General features: G+C 65.3%; 19 protein-coding genes. 12 read left to right on the top strand and 7 right to left on the bottom strand.

Features of this window, described 5'->3' with window-relative positions:
- Positions 1 to 14: 14 nt before the first annotated feature.
- The 8 genes from A5779_RS33300 (at position 15) to A5779_RS32070 (ending at position 9,051) form a co-directional block, all read left to right on the top strand.
- Positions 15 to 2,279, top strand: coding sequence for an amidohydrolase family protein (locus tag A5779_RS33300; protein WP_131811731.1), 2,265 nt, complete (start codon positions 15 to 17; stop codon positions 2,277 to 2,279).
- A gap of 525 nt (positions 2,280 to 2,804) precedes the next feature.
- Positions 2,805 to 3,248 (top strand): 50S ribosomal protein L13, encoded by a 444-nt coding sequence (gene rplM, locus A5779_RS32040; protein WP_055109823.1) that lies wholly within the window; start codon positions 2,805 to 2,807, stop codon positions 3,246 to 3,248.
- Positions 3,245 to 3,718, top strand: a complete 474-nt coding sequence (rpsI, locus tag A5779_RS32045; protein WP_082941946.1) for a 30S ribosomal protein S9 — start codon at positions 3,245 to 3,247, stop codon at positions 3,716 to 3,718. The genes rplM and rpsI overlap by 4 nt, the downstream gene beginning before the upstream one ends.
- Before the next feature lie 343 nt (positions 3,719 to 4,061).
- Positions 4,062 to 4,490, top strand: a complete 429-nt coding sequence (locus A5779_RS32050) for a hypothetical protein (protein WP_131811732.1) — start codon at positions 4,062 to 4,064, stop codon at positions 4,488 to 4,490.
- Positions 4,491 to 4,646: 156 nt separating this feature from the next.
- Positions 4,647 to 5,987, top strand: a complete 1,341-nt coding sequence (gene glmM / locus A5779_RS32055) for a phosphoglucosamine mutase (RefSeq protein WP_064888036.1) — start codon at positions 4,647 to 4,649, stop codon at positions 5,985 to 5,987.
- A 68-nt stretch (positions 5,988 to 6,055) separates the two neighbouring features.
- Positions 6,056 to 6,361 (top strand): type VII secretion target, encoded by a 306-nt coding sequence (locus tag A5779_RS32060; RefSeq protein WP_064888038.1) that lies wholly within the window; start codon positions 6,056 to 6,058, stop codon positions 6,359 to 6,361.
- Between the two features lie 3 nt (positions 6,362 to 6,364).
- Positions 6,365 to 7,789, top strand: coding sequence for a hypothetical protein (locus tag A5779_RS32065; RefSeq protein WP_064888040.1), 1,425 nt, complete (start codon positions 6,365 to 6,367; stop codon positions 7,787 to 7,789).
- 122 nt (positions 7,790 to 7,911) lie between these two features.
- On the top strand, positions 7,912 to 9,051 hold the full coding sequence (locus tag A5779_RS32070) for a 3-ketosteroid-9-alpha-monooxygenase, oxygenase component (protein ID WP_207549150.1): 1,140 nt from the start codon (positions 7,912 to 7,914) through the stop codon (positions 9,049 to 9,051).
- 37 nt (positions 9,052 to 9,088) lie between these two features.
- Here A5779_RS32070 and A5779_RS34200 read toward each other — a convergent pair whose 3' ends face one another.
- On the bottom strand, positions 9,089 to 9,238 hold the full coding sequence (locus A5779_RS34200) for a hypothetical protein (protein ID WP_165609199.1): 150 nt from the start codon (positions 9,236 to 9,238) through the stop codon (positions 9,089 to 9,091).
- Between the two features lie 47 nt (positions 9,239 to 9,285).
- On the opposite strand from A5779_RS34200, the gene A5779_RS32075 reads away from it, so the two are divergent.
- On the top strand, positions 9,286 to 9,942 hold the full coding sequence (locus A5779_RS32075) for a TetR/AcrR family transcriptional regulator (protein ID WP_064888087.1): 657 nt from the start codon (positions 9,286 to 9,288) through the stop codon (positions 9,940 to 9,942).
- A 55-nt stretch (positions 9,943 to 9,997) separates the two neighbouring features.
- Here the strand turns inward: A5779_RS32075 and A5779_RS32080 are convergent, their stop codons facing one another.
- From A5779_RS32080 to A5779_RS32090, 3 genes are read right to left on the bottom strand one after another with little or no spacing between them, the layout of a single operon-like run.
- On the bottom strand, positions 9,998 to 11,038 hold the full coding sequence (locus A5779_RS32080) for an LLM class F420-dependent oxidoreductase (protein ID WP_064888044.1): 1,041 nt from the start codon (positions 11,036 to 11,038) through the stop codon (positions 9,998 to 10,000).
- A 55-nt stretch (positions 11,039 to 11,093) separates the two neighbouring features.
- Positions 11,094 to 11,705, bottom strand: a complete 612-nt coding sequence (locus tag A5779_RS32085; protein WP_236734951.1) for a hypothetical protein — start codon at positions 11,703 to 11,705, stop codon at positions 11,094 to 11,096.
- The gene (locus A5779_RS32090; RefSeq protein ID WP_064888047.1) at positions 11,705 to 12,586 is read right to left on the bottom strand and encodes a LysR family transcriptional regulator; all 882 of its coding nucleotides are present in this window, start codon (positions 12,584 to 12,586) and stop codon (positions 11,705 to 11,707) included. Before A5779_RS32090 ends, A5779_RS32085 begins: the two co-directional genes overlap by 1 nt.
- 71 nt (positions 12,587 to 12,657) lie before the next feature.
- On the opposite strand from A5779_RS32090, the gene A5779_RS32095 reads away from it, so the two are divergent.
- Positions 12,658 to 13,374: an SDR family oxidoreductase gene (locus A5779_RS32095; RefSeq protein WP_110777965.1), complete on the top strand. Its 717-nt coding sequence runs from the start codon at positions 12,658 to 12,660 to the stop codon at positions 13,372 to 13,374.
- Positions 13,375 to 13,381: 7 nt separating this feature from the next.
- Here the strand turns inward: A5779_RS32095 and A5779_RS32100 are convergent, their stop codons facing one another.
- Positions 13,382 to 14,233, bottom strand: coding sequence for a dienelactone hydrolase family protein (locus A5779_RS32100; RefSeq protein WP_064888049.1), 852 nt, complete (start codon positions 14,231 to 14,233; stop codon positions 13,382 to 13,384).
- Between the two features lie 142 nt (positions 14,234 to 14,375).
- On the opposite strand from A5779_RS32100, the gene glmS reads away from it, so the two are divergent.
- Positions 14,376 to 16,253 (top strand): glutamine--fructose-6-phosphate transaminase (isomerizing), encoded by a 1,878-nt coding sequence (glmS, locus tag A5779_RS32105; protein WP_064888051.1) that lies wholly within the window; start codon positions 14,376 to 14,378, stop codon positions 16,251 to 16,253.
- A gap of 84 nt (positions 16,254 to 16,337) precedes the next feature.
- Positions 16,338 to 17,258 carry an alpha/beta fold hydrolase gene (locus A5779_RS32110; RefSeq protein ID WP_064888053.1) on the top strand — a complete coding sequence of 307 codons (921 nt, stop codon included), beginning with the start codon at positions 16,338 to 16,340 and terminating at the stop codon, positions 17,256 to 17,258.
- Positions 17,259 to 17,272: 14 nt separating this feature from the next.
- On the opposite strand, the gene A5779_RS32115 is transcribed toward A5779_RS32110, so the two are convergent.
- Both A5779_RS32115 and A5779_RS32120 read right to left on the bottom strand, forming a co-directional pair.
- On the bottom strand, positions 17,273 to 18,031 hold the full coding sequence (locus A5779_RS32115) for a DeoR/GlpR family DNA-binding transcription regulator (protein WP_064888055.1): 759 nt from the start codon (positions 18,029 to 18,031) through the stop codon (positions 17,273 to 17,275).
- A gap of 35 nt (positions 18,032 to 18,066) precedes the next feature.
- Complete coding sequence (locus tag A5779_RS32120; protein ID WP_064888058.1) at positions 18,067 to 20,031, bottom strand: PTS mannitol transporter subunit IICBA; 1,965 nt, start codon at positions 20,029 to 20,031, stop codon at positions 18,067 to 18,069.
- Positions 20,032 to 20,205: the final 174 nt, after the last annotated feature.

A 20,205-nucleotide genomic window follows, 5' to 3' on the forward strand; every position in this document is an offset into this window, starting at 1 on the left:
CATTACTTGACCTGGTGACTTCCGACTTATCACTCTTGGGTGAAGGCAGGTTGATTCGAGACAACCCGGCTACAGCTTTGTCCGAGATAGAGCCGGCGGTACTAGCAGATATCGTTCGCATGCGGAACCGGGCCTATAGCTATCCATTCCTGCGAGACGATATCGAGCGCATGATGACTGCAGCGCAGGGCGATATACTGAAACTATTTTCAGTTGTGATGGCTAGTGAAGAACTTAACAAAGTTCCTCGTATCGATATGTCTGACTTTCCGGTAAGTGCGTTTGCGTCTGTAGCCTTTGCCGCTACGGCCGAATTCGGTTTCGAGATTGCTGACGGGCACCTGCATTCTGGCGGAAGCATGCCGATCGATGTCTTTATTCAAGCAGTGGCGGCCAGAACGCAACCAATTGAACTTATCCGAGTAGATCCTCGTACCAAGCAGGAATCTGTCCTGACGCTGCACAGTCCCACCGGACAGTGTTGGTTAGTTGCTCCGCTCCTGGCCGGGATACGTCTCTTTGTTAGGTGCGTGAGCTTTGTGCTGACGAACGGAGAATGGCCAAGGGATCCGGAAGTCTCAGGGCTGCCAAGCGAGTGGCTGTTGCGTTTCCAAAATGGTTCGTTTTGGAATGTAGTGCGGTCTCTTAGTTTGGATCAAACTCTTTTTGAAGCGCACGACGGGCGAATGTTAAACATCGAGATGCCGCCCTTTGCTAACCCGCAGTCGTTACTTAAGCAACTCAACTTCATTGCATCGAAGGATTTGCTTCCGGTGCACGTACGTACAAGTTTGGTGCTGGGATTACTACGAGCTATCGTAGCGGTTCATTCATTCCTGACCTGCCGCGTGGGGGAAGGGCTAACGCGCTTTTCGGAACGCTTCGCGATGCTGGGAGGGGCGAAGGGTGCTGCGCGAGATCCTGAGATCGCGGATATAAAGACGCAGCTATTAGCCTCCACGATCAAGCGCTTGGCTCCCACAGAGGAGGTTGTGGGTCTTGAATTCAGAAGTACAGTCGACAAGACTACGGATAAGTCCTTTAAAAAGGAGGTCGTAAAAGATCTTGCGACGCATTGTGATGCCTTTGCCTCTGTATTGTCTGCCGGGCTTCCAGGCCTAGCGCTATCCATGCCCGTGGGATTTCGCCGTATGCGGGCATCTGATCGTGACCCAGCCGCGGTCGGACTTAGTGAACTTGCAACAGTTCTGGCTGGGGTCAACGCGCTGTCAGCCCTGGCGCTTGGAGAGGGTGGTGCTCGGCGGATTGAGGCGATATGGTCGATTGACGTGGCCGATGACGAGTTGGGCAGCAACAATTGGCCGTACTGTATTGGTGCGCAGTTGTTGGAAGATCTTGAAATTGATCTCAAGTTCACGATCCATTGTGGAGAGAGCTTCTATACGGAATTAAACGGCGTTCGCAGAGTTGGGGAACTTTATTTAGGTAGCGTTAAGCCTTACAGAATCGGGCATGCGCTAGCTCTGTCTGAGCGGGCGTCCTCCTCGATCCTAAGTAGGACCAAGCCAGCGTTCGTGCTTTTTGATGGTGTTGCTGATCTGGCTTGGCTAAGTGCGACTCGAATCGACACATCGGGTGACGTCGAGGAGGCTCTGTACCAGCTGCTAACCCCGCCGCCAGGAATTACGCCGTTAGACGTCAGTGCCGTCGTCGAGGCGTTTGTTCGGCTGCATGATCTCGACTTCGTCAAATCATTGTTTCTTACTAACGTGTCGGGAAAGCTATCGACAATAGCGCGAGAAGAGCTCCAGGAAGTGTCGGCAATAGCATTGGAACCGCGATTGCGGTCGGCGATGAACCTGGTAGGAGCTGTAAGTGCCGACGAAGACTATCAACTGTCACGAGCGGCGGCGGGCACGAGGCTGGACGCCTACAATCGCGTTGCTGCGAAGAATATTGCAAAGTGTCGCGAACATGTATTTGATCTTGTTCGGAAGAGTGAGACGATCTTGGAGGCGTGCCCCACGTCGAATATCCTGTTGTCGGGAATGGTGGGTGGGCACGAGCTGCATCCCGCGGCGAAGTGGGTGGTAGACGAACGTTGTCAGGTTTCTGTTAGTTCCGACGATCCTTTCTTGTTCTCCGTGACTGTATTGGACGAATTCGCGGCTCTTCGAAGTGCAGGGGTTGACGAGGACGTACTTCATCGGTTAGCTGCTACATCGGTTGAGTGTTGTAGCGGAGGACGATCGCGACAATTATGGGGCCGAGAGGAATACCGTTTGGTCGGCGAGGCTCTCAGATTGTTGCCCGATTAGGCGCAGCGTCAGTGTGGCGTTGTTTCTCGATTCCGCGGCTTTTGTTGGATGCGGCGCAAGATTCGGTTACCCCGGGCTGACCTGGGGCTTTCAGCCGCGTTCAAGCTGGCGCTACCTATCGCGGCTCAAGCACTGCGCAGTGTCCGATGAGCGATGAGTCGATCTAGATGGTGTGTCATTGGCTACGCCTGGTCAGCGCCCGTTTTGCAGCTTGTACGTGGAGTGAAGCCTGTAATGGCCGGAATTATGGTGTGAGATGGGTGTATATGAAACAAGCTAGGACATCGCGGTCGGCGGGTGCTTGCTCTACGGACGGTTTAGGTGCCGACGAGGCGCACGTTTGACCTCGGAAGCTGCGTTTTGACCTGCGCGGACACCCACCGGTAAGCTGCTCCGTTGGTGTGTGCTGCCCTGATGGGCAAGCGGGTCCCGGGTCACTGTCGGTCGCCGGGAAAGCCGAGTACACACGCCGCGACCGGCACCCGGATTATCCGGGGTCCAACCCGAGAAGAAGAGGTAAGCGCTGTGCCTACGTACACGCCGAAGGCGGGTGACACCACGCGTCAGTGGTATGTCATCGACGCCCAAGACGTGGTGCTCGGCCGGCTCGCCGTCGAAGCAGCCAAGCTGCTCCGCGGCAAGCACAAGCCGACATTCACGCCGAATGTCGATGGTGGCGACTTCGTCATCGTCATCAACGCCGAGAAGATTGCCGTCAGCGGCAACAAGCTCACCAACAAGTTCGCTTACAGCCACTCGGGTTACCCGGGCGGTCTGCGCAAGCGCACCATCGGTGACCTGCTGCAGAAGCACCCGACCCGCGTCGTCGAGAACGCGATCATCGGCATGCTGCCGCACACCAAGCTCGGTCGGCAGATCCAGAAGAAGCTCAAGGTCTATGCCGGCCCGGATCATCCGCACGCCGCGCAGCAGCCGGTTCCGTACGAGATCAAGCAGGTGGCCCAGTGACCGAAGCGACTGAAGTGACTGAGACCGAGGTCGTGACCGAGGCCGTCGAGGTGGAGCAGGAGCACCGCGAGCCGGTCATCATCGACCGTCCGATCCAGACCGTCGGCCGCCGCAAGGAGGCCGTGGTGCGGGTGCGCCTGGTGCCCGGCACCGGTCAGTTCAACCTGGACGGCCGCACCCTGGAGAACTACTTCCCGAACAAGGTGCACCAGCAGCTGATCAAGGCCCCGCTGGTGACCGTCGACCGCCTCGAGCAGTTCGACATCTTCGCCCACCTCGATGGTGGTGGCCCCTCGGGTCAGGCCGGCGCTCTGCGTCTGGCGATCGCCCGTGCGCTGATTCTGGTGCAGCCGGAGGACCGGCCCGCACTGAAGAAGGCGGGCTTCCTGACCCGTGACCCGCGTGCCATCGAGCGCAAGAAGTACGGCCTCAAGAAGGCCCGCAAGGCGCCTCAGTACAGCAAGCGCTGATCTGTCGCCATTGCGGCCGAACGAACCCGCCGGGTGTGTACAGGACACACCCGGCGGGTTTGTTTTTGCCTGCTGAGCTGGGCCCGAACCTCGCCGGGTTCTACCTCAGGGCTGTGGTTGGCCGCCCGGTTACGCCCCTGGCGTCGAAATCTGCGCGGCCCCGCCTCTCAACTTTTTCCGGGATTCGGGTTTGAAGGTGGATCCTGCGTGGAAGCCCACGGTGTGGAGAGCAGGGGGCTGCTTTGTGTCAGCAGGGTTGTGCCCGCAGGACCTTCCTGCCGCCGGTGGACGTCGTTCTGACGTCGGGGGACCGGGTGCCGCTGTCCCATCGGAAGGAGTAATTGTGGGGAACTTCGTGAAGACAGCTACTGCGGGCGCGATGCTCGGCGGGTCGTTGCTGTTCACCGTGGGTCTGGGTATCGCGCAGGCGGCGCCCGAGACTGCCGGAGACGGCAAGGTCAACCTGACCCTCGGCAACATCTCGGTCCTGGAGAACGTCGACGACGCCGCGGCCGCCCAGATCGCGGCAGGCGTGTGCGAGAACACCGACACGGCATCGTTGACCACCGCCGTTCAGGGGGTTGACGCGAACAGCACCGACCACGTGGTTTGCACCAACAACCTCGGCACCATCTCGTTCAGCCAGAACGGGACCACTGAGCGCCCGGGTGGGATGGCCGAGGGCACGGCGCCGCACAGCGTTGCGCCGACGACGGCACCTCCGATGGCGCCGGGTGGCAGCCATTCGTCGTCTGACACCGGCTCCAGCTAACTGCTTGCCGCCGACGATCACCGCCCGCACCCGACCCGCGGGCGGTGATCCGGTGAGCGTCACCGGCCATCACGACGGGGTTTCAATTCGGCTCCGACATGGTCGCTGACCTCGTCGGTTGTGTTTACGGCAGCCAATTATGAGAAGTTTAAGGGCATGGGTCGACTGTTCGGCACCGATGGGGTGCGCGGGGTCGCCAATCGCGATCTGACTGCCGAACTGGCAGTTGCGCTCGGTTCGGCGGCTGCGCGGCGTCTCGGCAATTCCACAGGTCCCGGTCGTCGGGTGGCCGTCGTGGGCCGAGATCCGCGGGCCAGCGGCGAGATGCTTGAAGCCGCTGTGATCGCCGGCATCACCAGCGAGGGTGTCGACGCCTTGCGGGTCGGCGTCTTGCCGACGCCTGCGGTGGCGTACCTGACCAGTGCCTACGACGCGGATTTCGGCGTGATGATCTCCGCATCGCACAATCCGATGCCGGACAACGGCATCAAGATCTTCGGTCCCGGCGGGCACAAGCTTGACGACGCCGCCGAGGACCGCATCGAGGACCTCGTGCAGGCGGGCCCGGGGCTGCGCCCGACGGGTGCCGGTATCGGCCGCGTCCTCGAAGCCGAGGACGCGCTGGACCGCTATCTGCGGCATGCGGGCAAGGCCATGACGACGCGGCTTGACGGGCTGACCGTCGTGGTCGATTGCGCGCACGGCGCGGCGTGGGCGGCCGCTCCCCGGGCCTACCGGGCCGCGGGGGCCAACGTCATCGCGATCAACGCCGAACCCAACGGTCTCAACATCAACGACGGCTGCGGATCCACCCACATGGAGGTGCTGCAGGCCGCAGTCCTCGAGCACGGCGCCGATCTGGGTCTGGCCCACGACGGGGATGCCGACCGGTGCCTGGCGGTGGACGCCACGGGCGCCGTCATCGACGGTGACGCGATCATGGTGGTGCTGGCGCTGGCCATGCAGGAGGCCGGCGAGCTGTCCTCGGACACGCTGGTGGCCACGGTGATGAGCAATCTGGGCTTGCATCTGGCCATGCGGGCCGCCGGTATCGAGGTCCGTACCACCGGCGTCGGGGACCGCTACGTCCTGGAGGAACTGCGGGCCGGTGAGTTCTCGCTCGGTGGCGAGCAGTCCGGTCACATCGTGTTGCCCGGCTTCGGCACGACCGGAGACGGCATCGTCACCGGGCTGCGGCTGATGTCTCGGATGGCCCAGACCCGCGCCACGTTGGCCGCGTTGGCCGCGCCGATGCGGACCTTGCCGCAGGTTCTGATCAACGTGGCGGTTGACGACAAGGCCGCGGTGGCCAAGGCGCCGTCGGTGCAGTCCGCCGTGGCCCAGGCCGAGGCCGAGCTGGGTGACACCGGCCGAATCCTGTTGCGGCCCTCGGGTACCGAACAGGTGGTTCGGGTGATGGTCGAGGCCGCCGACGAGAACACGGCCCGGATGGTCGCGGTTCGGGTGGCCGATTCGGTCAGCGGCCAGTCGGCCTGACGAGCGCTCGCGCGAGGAACATTCAGCCCTGACGGAACCGGATGGTGCCCGGCTGCGTCTAACCGGGAATGGGAGATGTAACAGCCGTCCGTCTCGACAGGGCGGGCCTGTCCGCGGTAGCAGCCGGATACGACGCCGTTGCCGCCGATCTCGATTCGCTGGTGCGCGACCGGTTGCGTGGCCCGGTTTTCGACGGGGCCGCCGCCGGGCACGCCCACGCGGCCGACGGCGACGCCGTGCGGACTGCCGTGGACGAGGTGACGGATGGGTTGCGGCAATGGTCCCGGGCCAGTGCCGAGATCGCGGCCGTGCTGCGCGGCTCGATCGATCGGTACGCGGTTGCCGACGCGCGTGCCGCGGCTCGGGTGGGTTGAGCCGTGGTGGCAAGCCTCGACGTCGCGTCCCGGCTGGATGAGGGGCAGGCCGCTGTCGACACCGTCGCCGAGTACGTCTGGGCCTGCCACCTGCTGGGCTTCGATCACCCCGATCTGACGCGATATCGCTATCAGGTACGCGACTGGTATGCCGCCGAGGACGGCCTGGACCTGCGGGCGCTGGATACCGAATGCACCGCGCTGGCGGCCGCTGCGACCGCGGCCGAGCAGGTATTACAGCTGCAGGACAATCAGTTTCAGAATCTGACGCAGGCATGGCACGGCACCGGGGGTCGGGCGTCGACGGATTTCCTGGGCCGGCATGCGACGTCCGCGGCGCAAGTCGCCGCCGGGATCCGCGGAGCTGCAGCCACATTGGCCCGGTTGCGTGACAATCTGCGGGAGGCGGTCGACGCCAAGGTCTCCGCCGCGCTGCAGATCGAGCAGCGTCGGGCCGGTCAGCGGGGCATCTGGCTCGCGGCTGCGCGAACCGTGAGCAGCGGTGTGGGGGACCGCTCGGCGGCCAGCGAGCTCATCGATACCCAGGTGAAACCCTTTGTGGCCAACGATATCGGCGGGGACTGGTTGACGGCGATGCGCAGCACGACGCGAGCGGTGGCCGACGCGTACTCACAGGCCGTCGCTGCGCTGCGAGCCGAGGCCCACCCGGCATTCGGCATCCCCGGGGAGCTGGGGCCGGTCTGGCTTCCCACCGGCGCATCCCCGGGCCCCGCCCCGGCCTTCGCCGCTGGTGCAGCTGACCGGTCCTCGGCAGCCGGTGCGATCGGGGGATCCACCGCGGCTCCGGCGAGCGTGCCATCGTTCCCGGTTCCCGCGACTGTGCTGCCCGCCGGGACTGCGTCCGGAGCGGCGGCGGGTCCTGAGCCAATCCTCCCGGCGGCAGCACCCGTTGAGCCGGCGGCGCCCGCCTTGGCCGCACCGGCAGGACCGGGCCAGGGCCTCGGTGGCGGTGGCCTGCCCGGTCTGGGCGGCTTACCTGACATAGGTTCCGGCTCGGCCGGTACCGGGCCGCAACTGGCCGATCTGCTGGGCGGGCTGATCGGGTCGTCGGCCGATGATCTGCCCGGGGATATCGGTGACCTGTCGGACGAGGACGTCGATCCAGTGCCAGACGATGACGAACACGATGAGGCCGAGAACGGCACCGACGAGGGCGGCACCGACGAGGACGAGGCGGCGGCCGACGAGGATGGGATCCACGAGGCCGCCGACCGCGAACCTGTCGGGCTGGAGGATGCGCCTGTGGAAGTGACCGAATCGCAGCCGGATCCACCGCCCGAGGCGACGGAGGTGCCCGAGGCCCTCATCCCGCCGCCGGCGGTGCCCGCTGCCGCACCGCTTGCTGCACCCATGGGTGGCACGCCGTGTGAGATCGCCGCGGATCAGCTTCCGCAGGTTGGCGGCTAGCTTCGCGCTGAACCGGATTTCGATCCCTGCCAGTGGGACTTCGGGCACAGGAGCGGCGCCTGAGTGTTAGACCTGGATGTGATGTGAACCACAGTCGTCGCGAGCCTTCGGAGGGGTCTTTGATGGAAATGGAATCCGAGTGCGAGGTGCGGGAGATCGCAGCCGAACCGCCACCGCCGCGTTTTGCTCGTGGCTGGCACTGCCTTGGGTTGACCTGCGACCTCGGTGGCGGGGAGCCGCACGCGATGAACGTCTTCGGCCAGAAGCTTGTCGTATTCCGCAGCGGGGACGGCAAGATCAACGTCCTGGACGGGTACTGCCGACATATGGGCGGTGATCTGTCCCAAGGCCAGGTCAAGGGAAATGAGATCGCCTGCCCCTTCCATGACTGGCGCTGGGGTGGCGACGGACGCTGCAAGACCGTGCCGTACGGCAAGCGCGCCCCACGCCTGGCCCGGACCGATACCTGGACGACCCTTGAGCAGGACGGGATGCTCTTCGTCTGGAACGATCCCGAGGGCAAGCCCCCGCCCACCGATGTGACGATTCCCCGCATCGAAGGTGCCACCAGCGACGAGTGGACCGACTGGCACTGGTACACAACGGTCGTCAACGCCAACTGCCGAGAGTTGGTGGACAACGTGGTGGACATGGCGCACTTCTTTTACGTGCACGGATCGATGCCCACGTACTTCAAGAACATCTTCGACGGCCACATCGCGACCCAGTACATGAACGCCGACACCCGCGCCGACCGCGACGATGTGGGCGGCTCGACGATGCTCGGCACCACCTCGGTGGCGTCGTACTACGGGCCGGCCTTCATGATCGATGACCTGACCTACCACTATCCCGACACCGACCATTACAGCGTGCTGATCAACTGCCACTATCCGATCGACGCGAATTCGTTTGTCCTGCAATACGGCATCATCGTCAAGAAGGTCGCGGGCCTGTCCGGGGAGCTGGCGATGCAGAACGCCGTCGCACTGGGTGACTGGGTGAAGATCGGCTTCGAGCAAGATGTGGCAATCTGGAAAACCAAGGCCCGCATCGATAACCCGTTGTTGTGCGAGGAGGACGGGCCGGTGTATCAGCTGCGTCGTTGGTACGAACAGTTCTACGTCGACGCCGACGATGTCGCGGCCGACATGGTCGACCGGTTCGAGTACGAGATCGACACCACGAGCGCCCAGCATGCGTGGGCACAGGAGATCGAGGACAACATCGCTGCCCGCGCCACCGCGCAGTCCGCCCCATGACCGGCAGCTGCCTCGACCCGGGCCTGAGCCACTTCAGTCAGGTGAGGATCGACGTGAGCCGACTGATGCTGTCGCGGATCGCCGTCTCGCCGAGTGGGCTGTAGCCGATCACCAGGGCAGGCGGTGCGGAGTCCGGGTCAGCCCGATTCCACCGGGTGCGGCGGTCCTCCGGGGGAGTTGTTGACAACTGACGTGGTCACGCGAATCCGCGTATTTCTGCGTAAAGATGGTCCGATGACCGTGACCAAGACCGCCAAGACGGGTCCGGGACGGCCCGCAGGTATCGACAGTGGCGACACCCGCCAGCGGGTCATCGACGCCGCCTGTCGATGCTTCGCCCAATTCGGCTACGGACCCGCGACCAACAACCTGATCGCTGAGATGGCAGGCGTGACGGCCGGCTCGGTCTATTACCACTTCGGTACGAAGAACAAGTTGTTCGAGGCGGTGTGCGATGACGTCTACGGCAAGATTCTGGCCAGCGCCGCCCCTGCCATGGCCGGGCCGCATTCGATGGACGAACTGCTGCGTGCGGCACTGACCGAATCGATCCGGATCAACCGTGAGTTTCCCGAGCTGGCTGGTTTCGTCGCGACCGCACCGATCGATGCCCGTCGGCACCAGGAGCTGAGCGCGGGTTACGCGCGGCAGGGCGCGCGGATGACGGACGCGCTGGCCCGTTCGGTCGTCGAGGGACAGCGAGGCGGTCGGATCTCATCGGAGTACGACCCGGTTCAGGTGGCGCGGGTGATCGGCGCGATTGTCGACGGCTTCGCGCATGCGGCGGCGGTCACCGAACCTGAGGAGATGGACGGTGTGAACAGGTTGTTCGAATCGTTGCTCCTGAACGCCGCACTCGGCAAACGTCCAGCCGGCAGGGCGCCCGACTGATATCAGTCGGGCTGCCGCGGGCCTGCTTTCTTGAGTTGCGGTCGTACTGACCCGCTTACTCGGTGAGCGCCACGAGCTCCTCGCAGAACTTCACGGTCTCGGAGGTATCGGTGGCCAGCGGGTGCACCAGCATGGTGGTCACCCCGGCTTCGGCGTAGGCGGCGAGCCGCTCTTTGACGAATCCCTTTGGCCCGACCAGTGACACGTTGCGCACCAGGTCGTCGGGGACGGCTGCGATGGCCTCGGCCTTCTTGCCGGCCAGGAACAGGTCCTGGATGGTGTCGGCGACCTCGCCGTAGCCGTACCGGCTGGCCAGCTTGTGGTAGAAGTTCTGTCCGCGTGCGCCCATGCCGCCGATGTACAGCGCCAGTTGGGGTTTCGCCCAGGCCAGCCGGTCGTCGACATCATCGCCGATGGCCAGGCTGGCGCTGACCATGACGTCCAGCGGTCCCAGCTCTGGATCGCGCTTGGCGGTCCCGGCCCGCAGGGCGTCGCCCCACACGTCGTCGGCCTTCTCGGGCAGGTAGAACACCGGCTGCCAGCCCTCGGCGATCTCGGCGGTCAGCTCGACGTTCTTGGGACCCAGCGCCGCGATGGTGATCGGAATGCGCTCACGCACAGGGTGATTGATCAGATGCAGCGACTTACCCAGCCCGGTGCCACGGTCGGCGGGCAGCGGCAGCTGGTAGTACTTGCCGTCGTAGTCCAGGTTCTCCCGGCGCCACACCTTGCGGCAGATCTCGACCACCTCGCGGGTGCGACCCAGTGGTGCGTCGAACGGTACGCCGTGGAAGCCCTCCATCACCTGCGGGCCGGAGGTGCCGATGCCCAGGCGGAACCGGCCGTCGGACACATAGTCGACACCGGCCGCGCTCATGGCCATCAGGGCCGGCGTGCGGGTGTAGATCGGGACCACGCCGGTGCCGAGCTCCATGGTGGAGGTCTTGGCGGCCAGGTACCCGAGCTGGCTGATCGCGTCGTAGGAGTACGCCTCGGCGACCAGGGCGATGTCGACGCCCACCTTCTCCAATTCGACGACCTGGTCGGCGGCTTCTTTGAAACCGCCGGCGTAACTCAGAAATATTCCTGTCCGCATAGTGGAGTTATATCACCATCAACCGGTTGGTTGGGAACGGAGGTGGAGTGCGGCTTCATTCCCAGTACTGACTCGCGAGCAGGAACAGGCCCCAGCTGAAGCCGGCGCCGTACCGCCTGCCGTTCCACTCGAAGTCGTACACCTCGTGTGCGGGAAGAACATCGTCGGTGAGCGAACTGCGATGGGTGAGAGTGGCGGGTCCGAAATGCTCGATGAATTCGGCGGTGTCCATGCTCCACGTGGGCTGCTCGCCGGGCGAATCGGCGGGCAGCGGATAGCCTCCGGCGCGGCAGTACTGCGCTGCCTCAATTGTTCCGGCCGGCCCGGTGTGTGCGGTGAACTCGAAACCCGGCCACAACACGCTGCAGAACGACAACGAAGTCGAGTCCTGTTTCGCCACGCCGACAACCTGTTTCAGGTTCTCGAAGCGAGAGGATTCGTCGTCCAGTAGCCCGACGACACGCTGGTGGATGCGTTGCGCGTCCTCGGTGGAGATCCCGTACTCCGTCAGGGTCCAATCGATCATGGCCCGCCTGGGAAGCATTCCCCACTTCATCGTCAGCAACTGATAGATCTCGAAATCCGGTACCCCGACCGTCTTCTGGACTGCCAGCGCCGGAGGAATGATGGGCTCTGCTGCTCGTACCCAGGTGGGCTGGTCGGACATCAGATCGTCTCCGCTCGGCACGCCAGCGCAGCTGCCACGAATTCGTCCCGCGCCGGGTTGTCCGTGTTGGCGTTCCAGATCAGTGTCACCCGGGAGGGCCCCAGGTCTTCGATCGGCACTGCTTTCACATCGGGTCGGCGGTAGTAGGCGGTGGTGGATCGGGGCAGGATGACGAAACCCTCGTGCGCGGCAACGTGTTCGAGTTTGTCCTCCACGCTGCGGAACTCGTCGCGCGGCGGTGCCCACCGCTGATCGGGTGCGGCCGCGCACACCCAGTCCGGCACCATCGCAGGGTCCGGCAGTAGCAACAGCCTGGAAGCGAGATCGGCGAGGCGCACCGAGGCGCGCGTCACCAGGGCGTCGTCTGCCGGTAGCACCGCGCCCATGGGTTCTTCCAGCAGGGGTGCGCTGCCCAGTCCGCGGTGGTCGACCGGCTCCCGGGCATAGACCACGTCGACCTCGCCCGTCCGGACCAGCTCCGCCTGCTCGTGCCACGGGACCTGACGCACGACTGCGCGACGCCGCGGGCCGCCCGCCTCGAACGCCGCGGCCGCCGCTGTTGCCCGCAACCCGGCGATCACTCCTACCGTCACAGTCACCGGGTGTCCGGCGGCGCGGGACAGGCGCTGTCGCAGCGCGTGCGCGTCGTCGAGTAGAACCTTGGCGTCCCGCAGCAGCTGCGAGCCGACGGCGGTCAGCTGGGTACCGGTCGAGCCGCGGATGAACAACTGAGCGCCGAGCTCGCTCTCGAACGCCCGAATCTGCCGCGACAGCACGGGTTGTGCGATATGGAGACGTTGGGCCGCCCGACCGAAATTCAGCTCCTCGGCGACCGCGACGAAGTACCGCAGCTTGCGCAGGTCGAGGTCCGCGGTGCTCATACCCCGAGGGTATCGCCGAAAGACGAAAAGAGTCTTGGACGACGAAGTCGCCGCGAATTCACAGTGGACTCATGAACCTCAAGAACGCACGTGTCCTGATCATCGGCGGCACCTCCGGCATCGGTCTGGGGGTGGCGGCTGTGGTGGCGGACCGAGGTGGCATCCCGATCGTGGTGTCGCGCAACCAGTCCAACGTCGATCGAGCTGTCGCCGAACTGGGTGAGAACTCCCGGGGGATGACCGTCGACCTCGCCGACCCCGCCTCGCTCGGTCGTCTCGTCGATGAGGTCGGGCAGATCGAGCACCTGGTATTCAGCGCGGGGGAGTCGCTCACGATGGTCGGCCTGGCCGACCTGACCGCTGCGACGATCACCGAGTTCATCAGCACTCGACTCATCGGCCAGCTGCAGACGGTGCGGGAGTTCGCGCCCCGGATCACGCCGGGCGGGTCGATCACCCTCACCAGCGGCACTGCCGCCGAAAAACCGGGACTCGGCGTGCTGCCCACCGCGGTATGCGGCGCAATCAACGCGATGACCAGGGCGTTGGCCGTCGAACTGGCGCCGTTGCGCGTAAATGCCGTCGCCCCCGGTCCGATCCGGACGCCGCTGTGGTCGGCGCTCGGTGAGGAGGCTCGGGAGGCCATCTACGAGCAGTTCGCGAGCAACCTCCCCGTCGGCCGGATTGGTGAGCCATCCGACACCGCGCTGGCGTACGCCTACCTGATGGAGCAGGAGTTCGGTACCGGGGTGGTGCTGACTGTGGACGGCGGTACGACCTTGGTGTGACGCCCGATCACGGCTTGAGTAGCGCGACGACCTTGTCTTCAAGGGCGACCGGATCGGCGTTCGGGTCGGCCGGTTCGGTGTGGGGCAGTGGGGCGTCGGGATCGGCGAAGTCGCGGTAGGTCTTGTCGCCGGCCAGCGTGGCCAGCAGGTATCCGGTGAGCAGGCCGCGGATGATCTTCTGGGTGTCCTTGTCGGCGCCGGGCAGTCCGATGAACCGAGCCAGCCGGCGCCCCTCGACCAGGCCGCCGGCCTGCGCCTTGCTGACGGTCCGCAACGTCGCACCCTCCCAGGTGCGAGCCAGTTCCACGGCGTTCGACCGCAGCGTCATAGGATCCCCGGGCGCGGTCAGGACCAGGCCGGGGACCTGCAGCGTCGACGCCGGTTGTTCGGCGGGCGGCTTGGTCACCGTCGGGAACAGCGAGACCACGGCCTTCGGGCGGTGCGGATCACCTCCCATACCTGCGGCAGCGAACACCGCGGCCGACCCACCGAAACCGTGCCCCACCACACCCCGCTTGCCCGGGTGCACGCTGATCTTGCCGGTGCCCAGCCGCACGCCGGTGATGATTTCCAGGGCCGCGCCCAGGTCAAACGCGAAATTGAGGACCGACGGAGCCACGCTGGTCTCGGTATCGGGTGCCGCCGCCACGATGCCCCAGGACGCCAGGTGCTCGAGCGTGCCCGTGTAGTTCTCCGCCCGTGTCATCCACTCGTGGCCGAACACCACACCGGGCAGATTCAGGCCGGCCTCGGGCGTGTAGACCACTCCCGGCATGCCGGCGAACGCCAGGTCACCGCGCAGGACTCGATGCGGTCCGCGGCGGGTCAACCCTGCGAAGAGCTTCTTTGTGCTGGCCACGCGTTGACCGTAGCGCAGGCTCGGTGCGGCGCGTGAGCGCCAATTGAGCCTGAGGCGCGCCCGAGTGCGAACACGGTGATCTGCGTCAAACGCCGTCGCGCAGAATCGGGCCAGGGCTCCGGCTGCACTACCCTGGGAGCCTATGTGTGGAATCGTCGGCTACGTCGGGGCGCGCCCGGCCCGAGACATCGTGGTCGACGCGCTGCGCCGGATGGAATACCGGGGCTACGACTCCGCGGGTATCGCGCTCATCGACGGCAACGGCGGGTTGACGGTGCGTCGCCGTGCCGGCCGGCTGGCCAACCTGGAGACCGCTCTCGCCGAGACCGACGAAAATATCCTGACCGGTAGCACCGGGCTGGGCCACACCCGGTGGGCCACCCACGGCCGTCCCACCGACCGCAACGCTCACCCGCACCGCGACGCGGCCGCCAAGATCGCCGTCGTCCACAACGGCATCATCGAGAACTTCGCCGTGCTGCGCGCCGAGCTCGAAGCCGACGGGGTGGAGTTCTCCAGCGACACCGACTCCGAGGTCGCCGTGCACCTCGTGGCCCGCCAGTACGCATACGGCGACACCGCCGGCGATTTCCCGGCCTCCGTGCTGGCCGTGCTGCAGCGCCTCGAAGGCCACTTCACCCTCGTCTTCGCCAATGCCGACGATCCGGGCACCATCGTGGCCGCGCGCCGGTCCACCCCGCTGGTGGTCGGTATCGGTGACGGCGAGATGTTCGTCGGCTCGGATGTGGCGGCGTTCATCGAGCACACCCGGAATGCGGTGGAGCTCGGCCAGGATCAGGCCGTGGTGCTGACCGCCGACGGCTACCGGATCACCGACTTCTCCGGTCGCGACGATCTGCAGGCCGGCCGGGACTACCGCGAGTTCCACATCGACTGGGATCTCGACGCCGCCGAAAAGGGTGGCTACGACTACTTCATGCTCAAGGAGATCGCCGAGCAGCCCGCCGCGGTCGCCGACACCCTGCTGGGGCACTTCGTCGACGGCAGCATCGTGCTCGACGAGCAGCGCCTGAGCGATCAGGAACTGCGCGAGATCGACAAGGTCTTCATCGTCGCCTGCGGCACCGCCTACCACTCGGGTCTGCTGGCCAAGTACGCCATCGAGCACTGGACCCGGCTGCCCGTCGAGGTCGAACTCGCCAGCGAGTTCCGGTACCGGGACCCGGTGCTGGACCGCAGCACCCTGGTGATCGCCATCTCGCAGTCCGGCGAGACCGCCGACACCCTGGAAGCGGTGCGGCACGCCAAGACTCAGAAGGCCAAGGTGCTGGCGATCTGCAACACCAACGGCAGCCAGATCCCGCGCGAAGCCGACGCAGTGCTCTACACCCGGGCTGGACCGGAGATCGGTGTGGCCGCCACCAAGACGTTCCTGGCGCAGATCGCCGCGAACTACCTGGTGGGACTGGCCCTGGCGCAGGCCCGCGGGACCAAGTACCCCGACGAGGTCGAGCGCGAGTACCACGACCTGGAGGCCATGCCGGACCTGATTGCCCGGGTGCTGGCCGGCATCGAGCCGGTGGGGCAGCTGGCGCAGCGGTTCGCGAAGTCGCCCACGGTGCTGTTCCTTGGCCGGCACGTCGGCTACCCGGTGGCGCTCGAGGGCGCGCTCAAGCTCAAGGAGCTGGCGTACATGCATGCCGAAGGGTTCGCCGCCGGTGAGCTCAAGCACGGTCCGATCGCGCTGATCGACGACGACCTGCCCGTGATCGTGGTGATGCCCTCGCCCAAGAACGCGCAGATGCTGCACGCCAAGCTGCTCTCGAACATCCGCGAGATCCAGGCCCGCGGCGCGGTGACCATCGTGATCGCCGAGGAGGGTGACGACACGGTACGGCCGTACGCCGATCACCTGATCGAGATCCCCGCGGTGTCAACGCTTTTCCAGCCGCTGCTGTCGACCATCCCGCTGCAGGTCTTCGCGGCCGGGGTGGCGCGGGCGCGGGGTTACGACGTGGACAAGCCACGCAACCTGGCCAAGTCGGTCACCGTCGAGTAGTCCGGTCATCTCGTCGATTGTGAACAAGATCGCGAAGTTTCCGAGAAATCTCGCGATCTTTTTCGCGTTCGGCGCCGAGGTCTGATGGATCTGCGGGTTCCCACGGCCAACATTGCCCGACGGCGGGACCGGAACGGGTTGGGGGCCTTCGTCTCCGAGTCGGCGTTCGAGCACTTCCTGGGCGCCTACCGGGCCGGGATGGCGACGTTGCCGCCGTTCGAACTGTTCGACGTGCCGACCTCGTTCGGAACGGTCCGGGCCTACCGGTTCGCCGGACCGGACTCAGGTGCGCCGGTGGTGCTGCTGCCGGGCCGCAACGCGTCGACGCCGATGTACCGGACCAACCTCGGGCCGTTGCTGCAACAGCGCACGGTGTATGCGATCGACCTGCTCGGTGAGGCCGGTCTGTCGGTGCAGGACAAGGCGATTCGCGGTGCACCGGATCAGGCACAATGGCTCGACGAGACGCTGGCCGGCCTGGGCCTGGAAGCGGCGCACCTGCTGGGAGTGTCGATGGGCGGGTGGACGGCGGCGAATTGCGCGGTGCACCGGCCCGGCCGGATAGCCTCGCTTACGCTGCTCGACCCGGTTTTCACCTTCACCGGAATCCCGGCGAAGGCCATTCTCGCTTCGGTGGCGCTGTTCGCCCCGGGCGTGCCGGAGCGCTGCCGCCGGAGGGTGCACAGCTGGATTGCCGGTGGTGCGGACCTGCAGGCCGCCGCGAGCGAATCCGCGCTGATCGATGCTGGGGCAAAGGATTTCACGCTGCGCGTACCGGCGCCGAAAATGTTCACCGAGGAGCAGTTGCGGGGGCTCGACGTGCCAGTGCTGGCGTTGATCGCGGGCCGCAGCGTCATGCTCGACCCCGAGCGTGCCGTCGCGCGGGCGCGGGAGGTGCTGGCGCGCGGGGAAGTCGAACTCTGGGCCGATGCTTCTCACGCCATCAACGGTGAGTACCCCGAAGAGATCGCGCGACGTGCGGGCCGGTTCTGGAACGCGGCGTAGGCCGACGAGGATCTTCAGGCGCGAATCACCGACGGCCCCAGCGCTTCATAGAGCTGTGCTTCCTCTGCGGGTAACTCGGTGCCGGTGACGATCGACTCGAAGTCGGAGACGTTCGCGAACCGGCAGAAACTCGTCTCCCCGAACTTGGAATGGGCGGCCACCAGTACGCGCCGTTGCGCGACGTTCACCGCAGTCTGCTTCACCGCCGCCACGGCGGGATCCGGTGTGGTGAGGCCATGCTCGGTAGTGATCCCGTTGGTGCCCAGAAATGCGATGTCGATGACGAGGCTGTTCAGGCGCTCCACCGCCCAGTGGTCGACGGTGGCCAGGGTGCGTCCACGCATTCGCCCCCCGATCATCAGCACGGTGACGGTCTCGCTGTGTGCCAGTGCTTCGGCTGCCAGCAGCGATGACGTCACCACGGTCAGTTCCTGATCGGCGAGCTGTTCGGCGATCAGGCGTGGCGTGAAACCCTCGTCCAGGTAGACGGTTTCGGCGCCATGCAACAGATGTGCCGCCGCGGCAGCGATGCGGTGCTTCTGGGCCAGGTCCACCTGGCTGCGGTATTCGACGGTGGATTCGAACGCTGCGGTCTCCAGCGGGATCGCGCCCCCGTGCACACGTTTGAGCAGTCGTCTCCCGGCCAGCGCCTTGAGGTCGCGACGGATGGTCTCGGCCGCGACGTCGAGTTCGGAGGCCAACGTCAGCACATCGACGCGGCCCCGGCTGCGCGCGAACTCGACGATGCGGCTCTGGCGGGTATCTGAATCCACGCTTGCCATTCTGGGGCACCCGGGTGCGACGTCGCTTATTTGCTGTCGGAGAGCACTGCACGCACCTCGTCGGCGCTGGTGGCCGCCCGCAGTCGGGCGACCTCGTCCTTGTCGAGGAAGACATGGGCGATCTTGGTCAGCAGTGCCATATGGTCGTTGCCCAGCCCGGCGATGCCGACGACGAACTCGGCGGGTTTGCCGTTCCAGTCGATGGGTTCGGGGTAGCGCACGAAGGAGATCCCGGTACGGCGGATCGCGGTCTTGGCCTCGTTGGTGCCGTGCGGGATGGCCAGACCATTGCCCATGTACGTCGACACCGACTTCTCGCGTTCGTGCATGGCATCCACGTAGGCCGGCTCGACGGAGTCAGCTGCCACCAAGAGTGCACCGGCCTCGTCGATCGCGGCGTCCGCCGAGTTGGCCGAGCCGGCCAGCACGATCGATTCGAGGGGCAGAACCTCGGCGCCGGCTGTCTGGTCTTCGGGCGAGCGCGCAGCCTCGGTTGTCTGCTCATCCGAAGCCGCGTTCGTGTTCCGCAACATCTCGACGATCTCGTCGTAGCGAGGGGAACTCATGAAGTCCTCGACCGAGACATGAACGGCCGAGGCGGTTTTCAGGCGGGCGCGGTCCGTCAGATCGCGGTGGGTGACCACCAGGTCGTAGGTGTCGGTCAGGTTCGCGATCGATTGGTTGGTCACGGTGATGTCGCCGAATCCCGCGGACCGGATCTTCTTGCGCAGCACCGACGCCCCCATCGCCGAGGACCCCATGCCGGCGTCACAGGCGAACACGATGCTGTTCACCGGTCCGCGGTGCGCGCCGACCAGGGCGGAGGCCACGCCGGACTTCTTGCCCTTCAGTGCCTCCATCTCGGCGGTGGCCGCGGCCAGATCCGGCTCGTCTTCGGCACGGTCGGTCTTGAGCAGCAGTGAGGCGACGGCGAACGAGACGGCGGTGGCGCCGAGCACCGACAACGTCACACCGAGGAAGCTGCCGCCGGCGGTCTGCGCGTAGATCGCGATGATCGAACCGGGTGCGGCCGGTGCGCGCAGTCCGGACCCGAACAGCACGTTGATGAAGACGCCGGTCATACCGCCGAGGATGGTGGCGGCGATCAGCTTGGGTTTCATCAGCACATACGGGAAGTAGATCTCGTGGATACCGCCGAAGAACTGGATGATCGCGGCGCCCGGTGCCGACGCGCGGGCAACACCGCGGCCGAACACCATGAACGCCAACAGGACTCCCAGTCCGGGCCCGGGGTTGGTCTCGAGTAGGAAGAGAATCGACTTGCCGGTCTCGAGCGCCTGGGTGGTACCCAGCGGTGTCAGCACCCCGTGGTTGATGGCGTTGTTGAGAAACAGGACCTTCGCCGGCTCGATGAGTATCGAGGTCAGGGGCAGCAGGTCATTGTTGACCAGGAAATCCACCGCATTGCCGGCGGCGCGGGTGAAAGACGACACGATCGGCCCGACGCCGAAGAAGCCGAGGATGGCCAGCAGCATGCCCAGGATGCCCGCGGAGAAGTTGTCGACGAGCATCTCGAAACCGGGCCGGATCTTGCCTTCCCAGAGCGCGTCGGCCTTCTTCATCGCCCAGCCGCCGAGCGGCCCCATGATCATCGCGCCCATGAACATCGGGACGTCGGCGCCGGCGACCACCCCCATGGTGGCGATTGCGCCGACGACGGCGCCCCGGTTGCCGTGGATCATCCGGCCACCGGTGTAACCGATCAGAACGGGCAGCAGATAGGTGATCATCGGGCCGACGATTCCGGCGCCGTCGTAGCTGCCCCAGCCGCCGATCTCGGCCACCCAGCCGTCGGGGTTCCTGAGTCCGGAGAAGATGGCCTGTAGCCAGCCCTGCTCGATGAATAGAGCTGTGATCAGACCCCAGGCGATGAAGGCGCCGATATTCGGCATCACCATGTTCGACAGCGAGGTGCCCAGCTTCTGCACGTACACCCGAACTCCGGTGCGTGGCGCTTCGACAGTGGACATCTGACGACCTCCGATCTTGCCGGCTGCTGGGTGACGCCGGTCACATGCACTGCCAGTACACCGCACAAATGGGCATGAGTGCAAGCAGTCGGGCTTAAATGGGCATCTCAAATTGTGGTTTTATGACCAGATTGGGGTTAGGGTGCTGATATCAACACGGTTATCGCCAGTCCC

This window comes from Mycolicibacterium peregrinum, assembly GCF_001665625.1.
GTDB classification, from domain to species: Bacteria; Actinomycetota; Actinomycetes; order Mycobacteriales; family Mycobacteriaceae; genus Mycobacterium; species Mycobacterium peregrinum_B.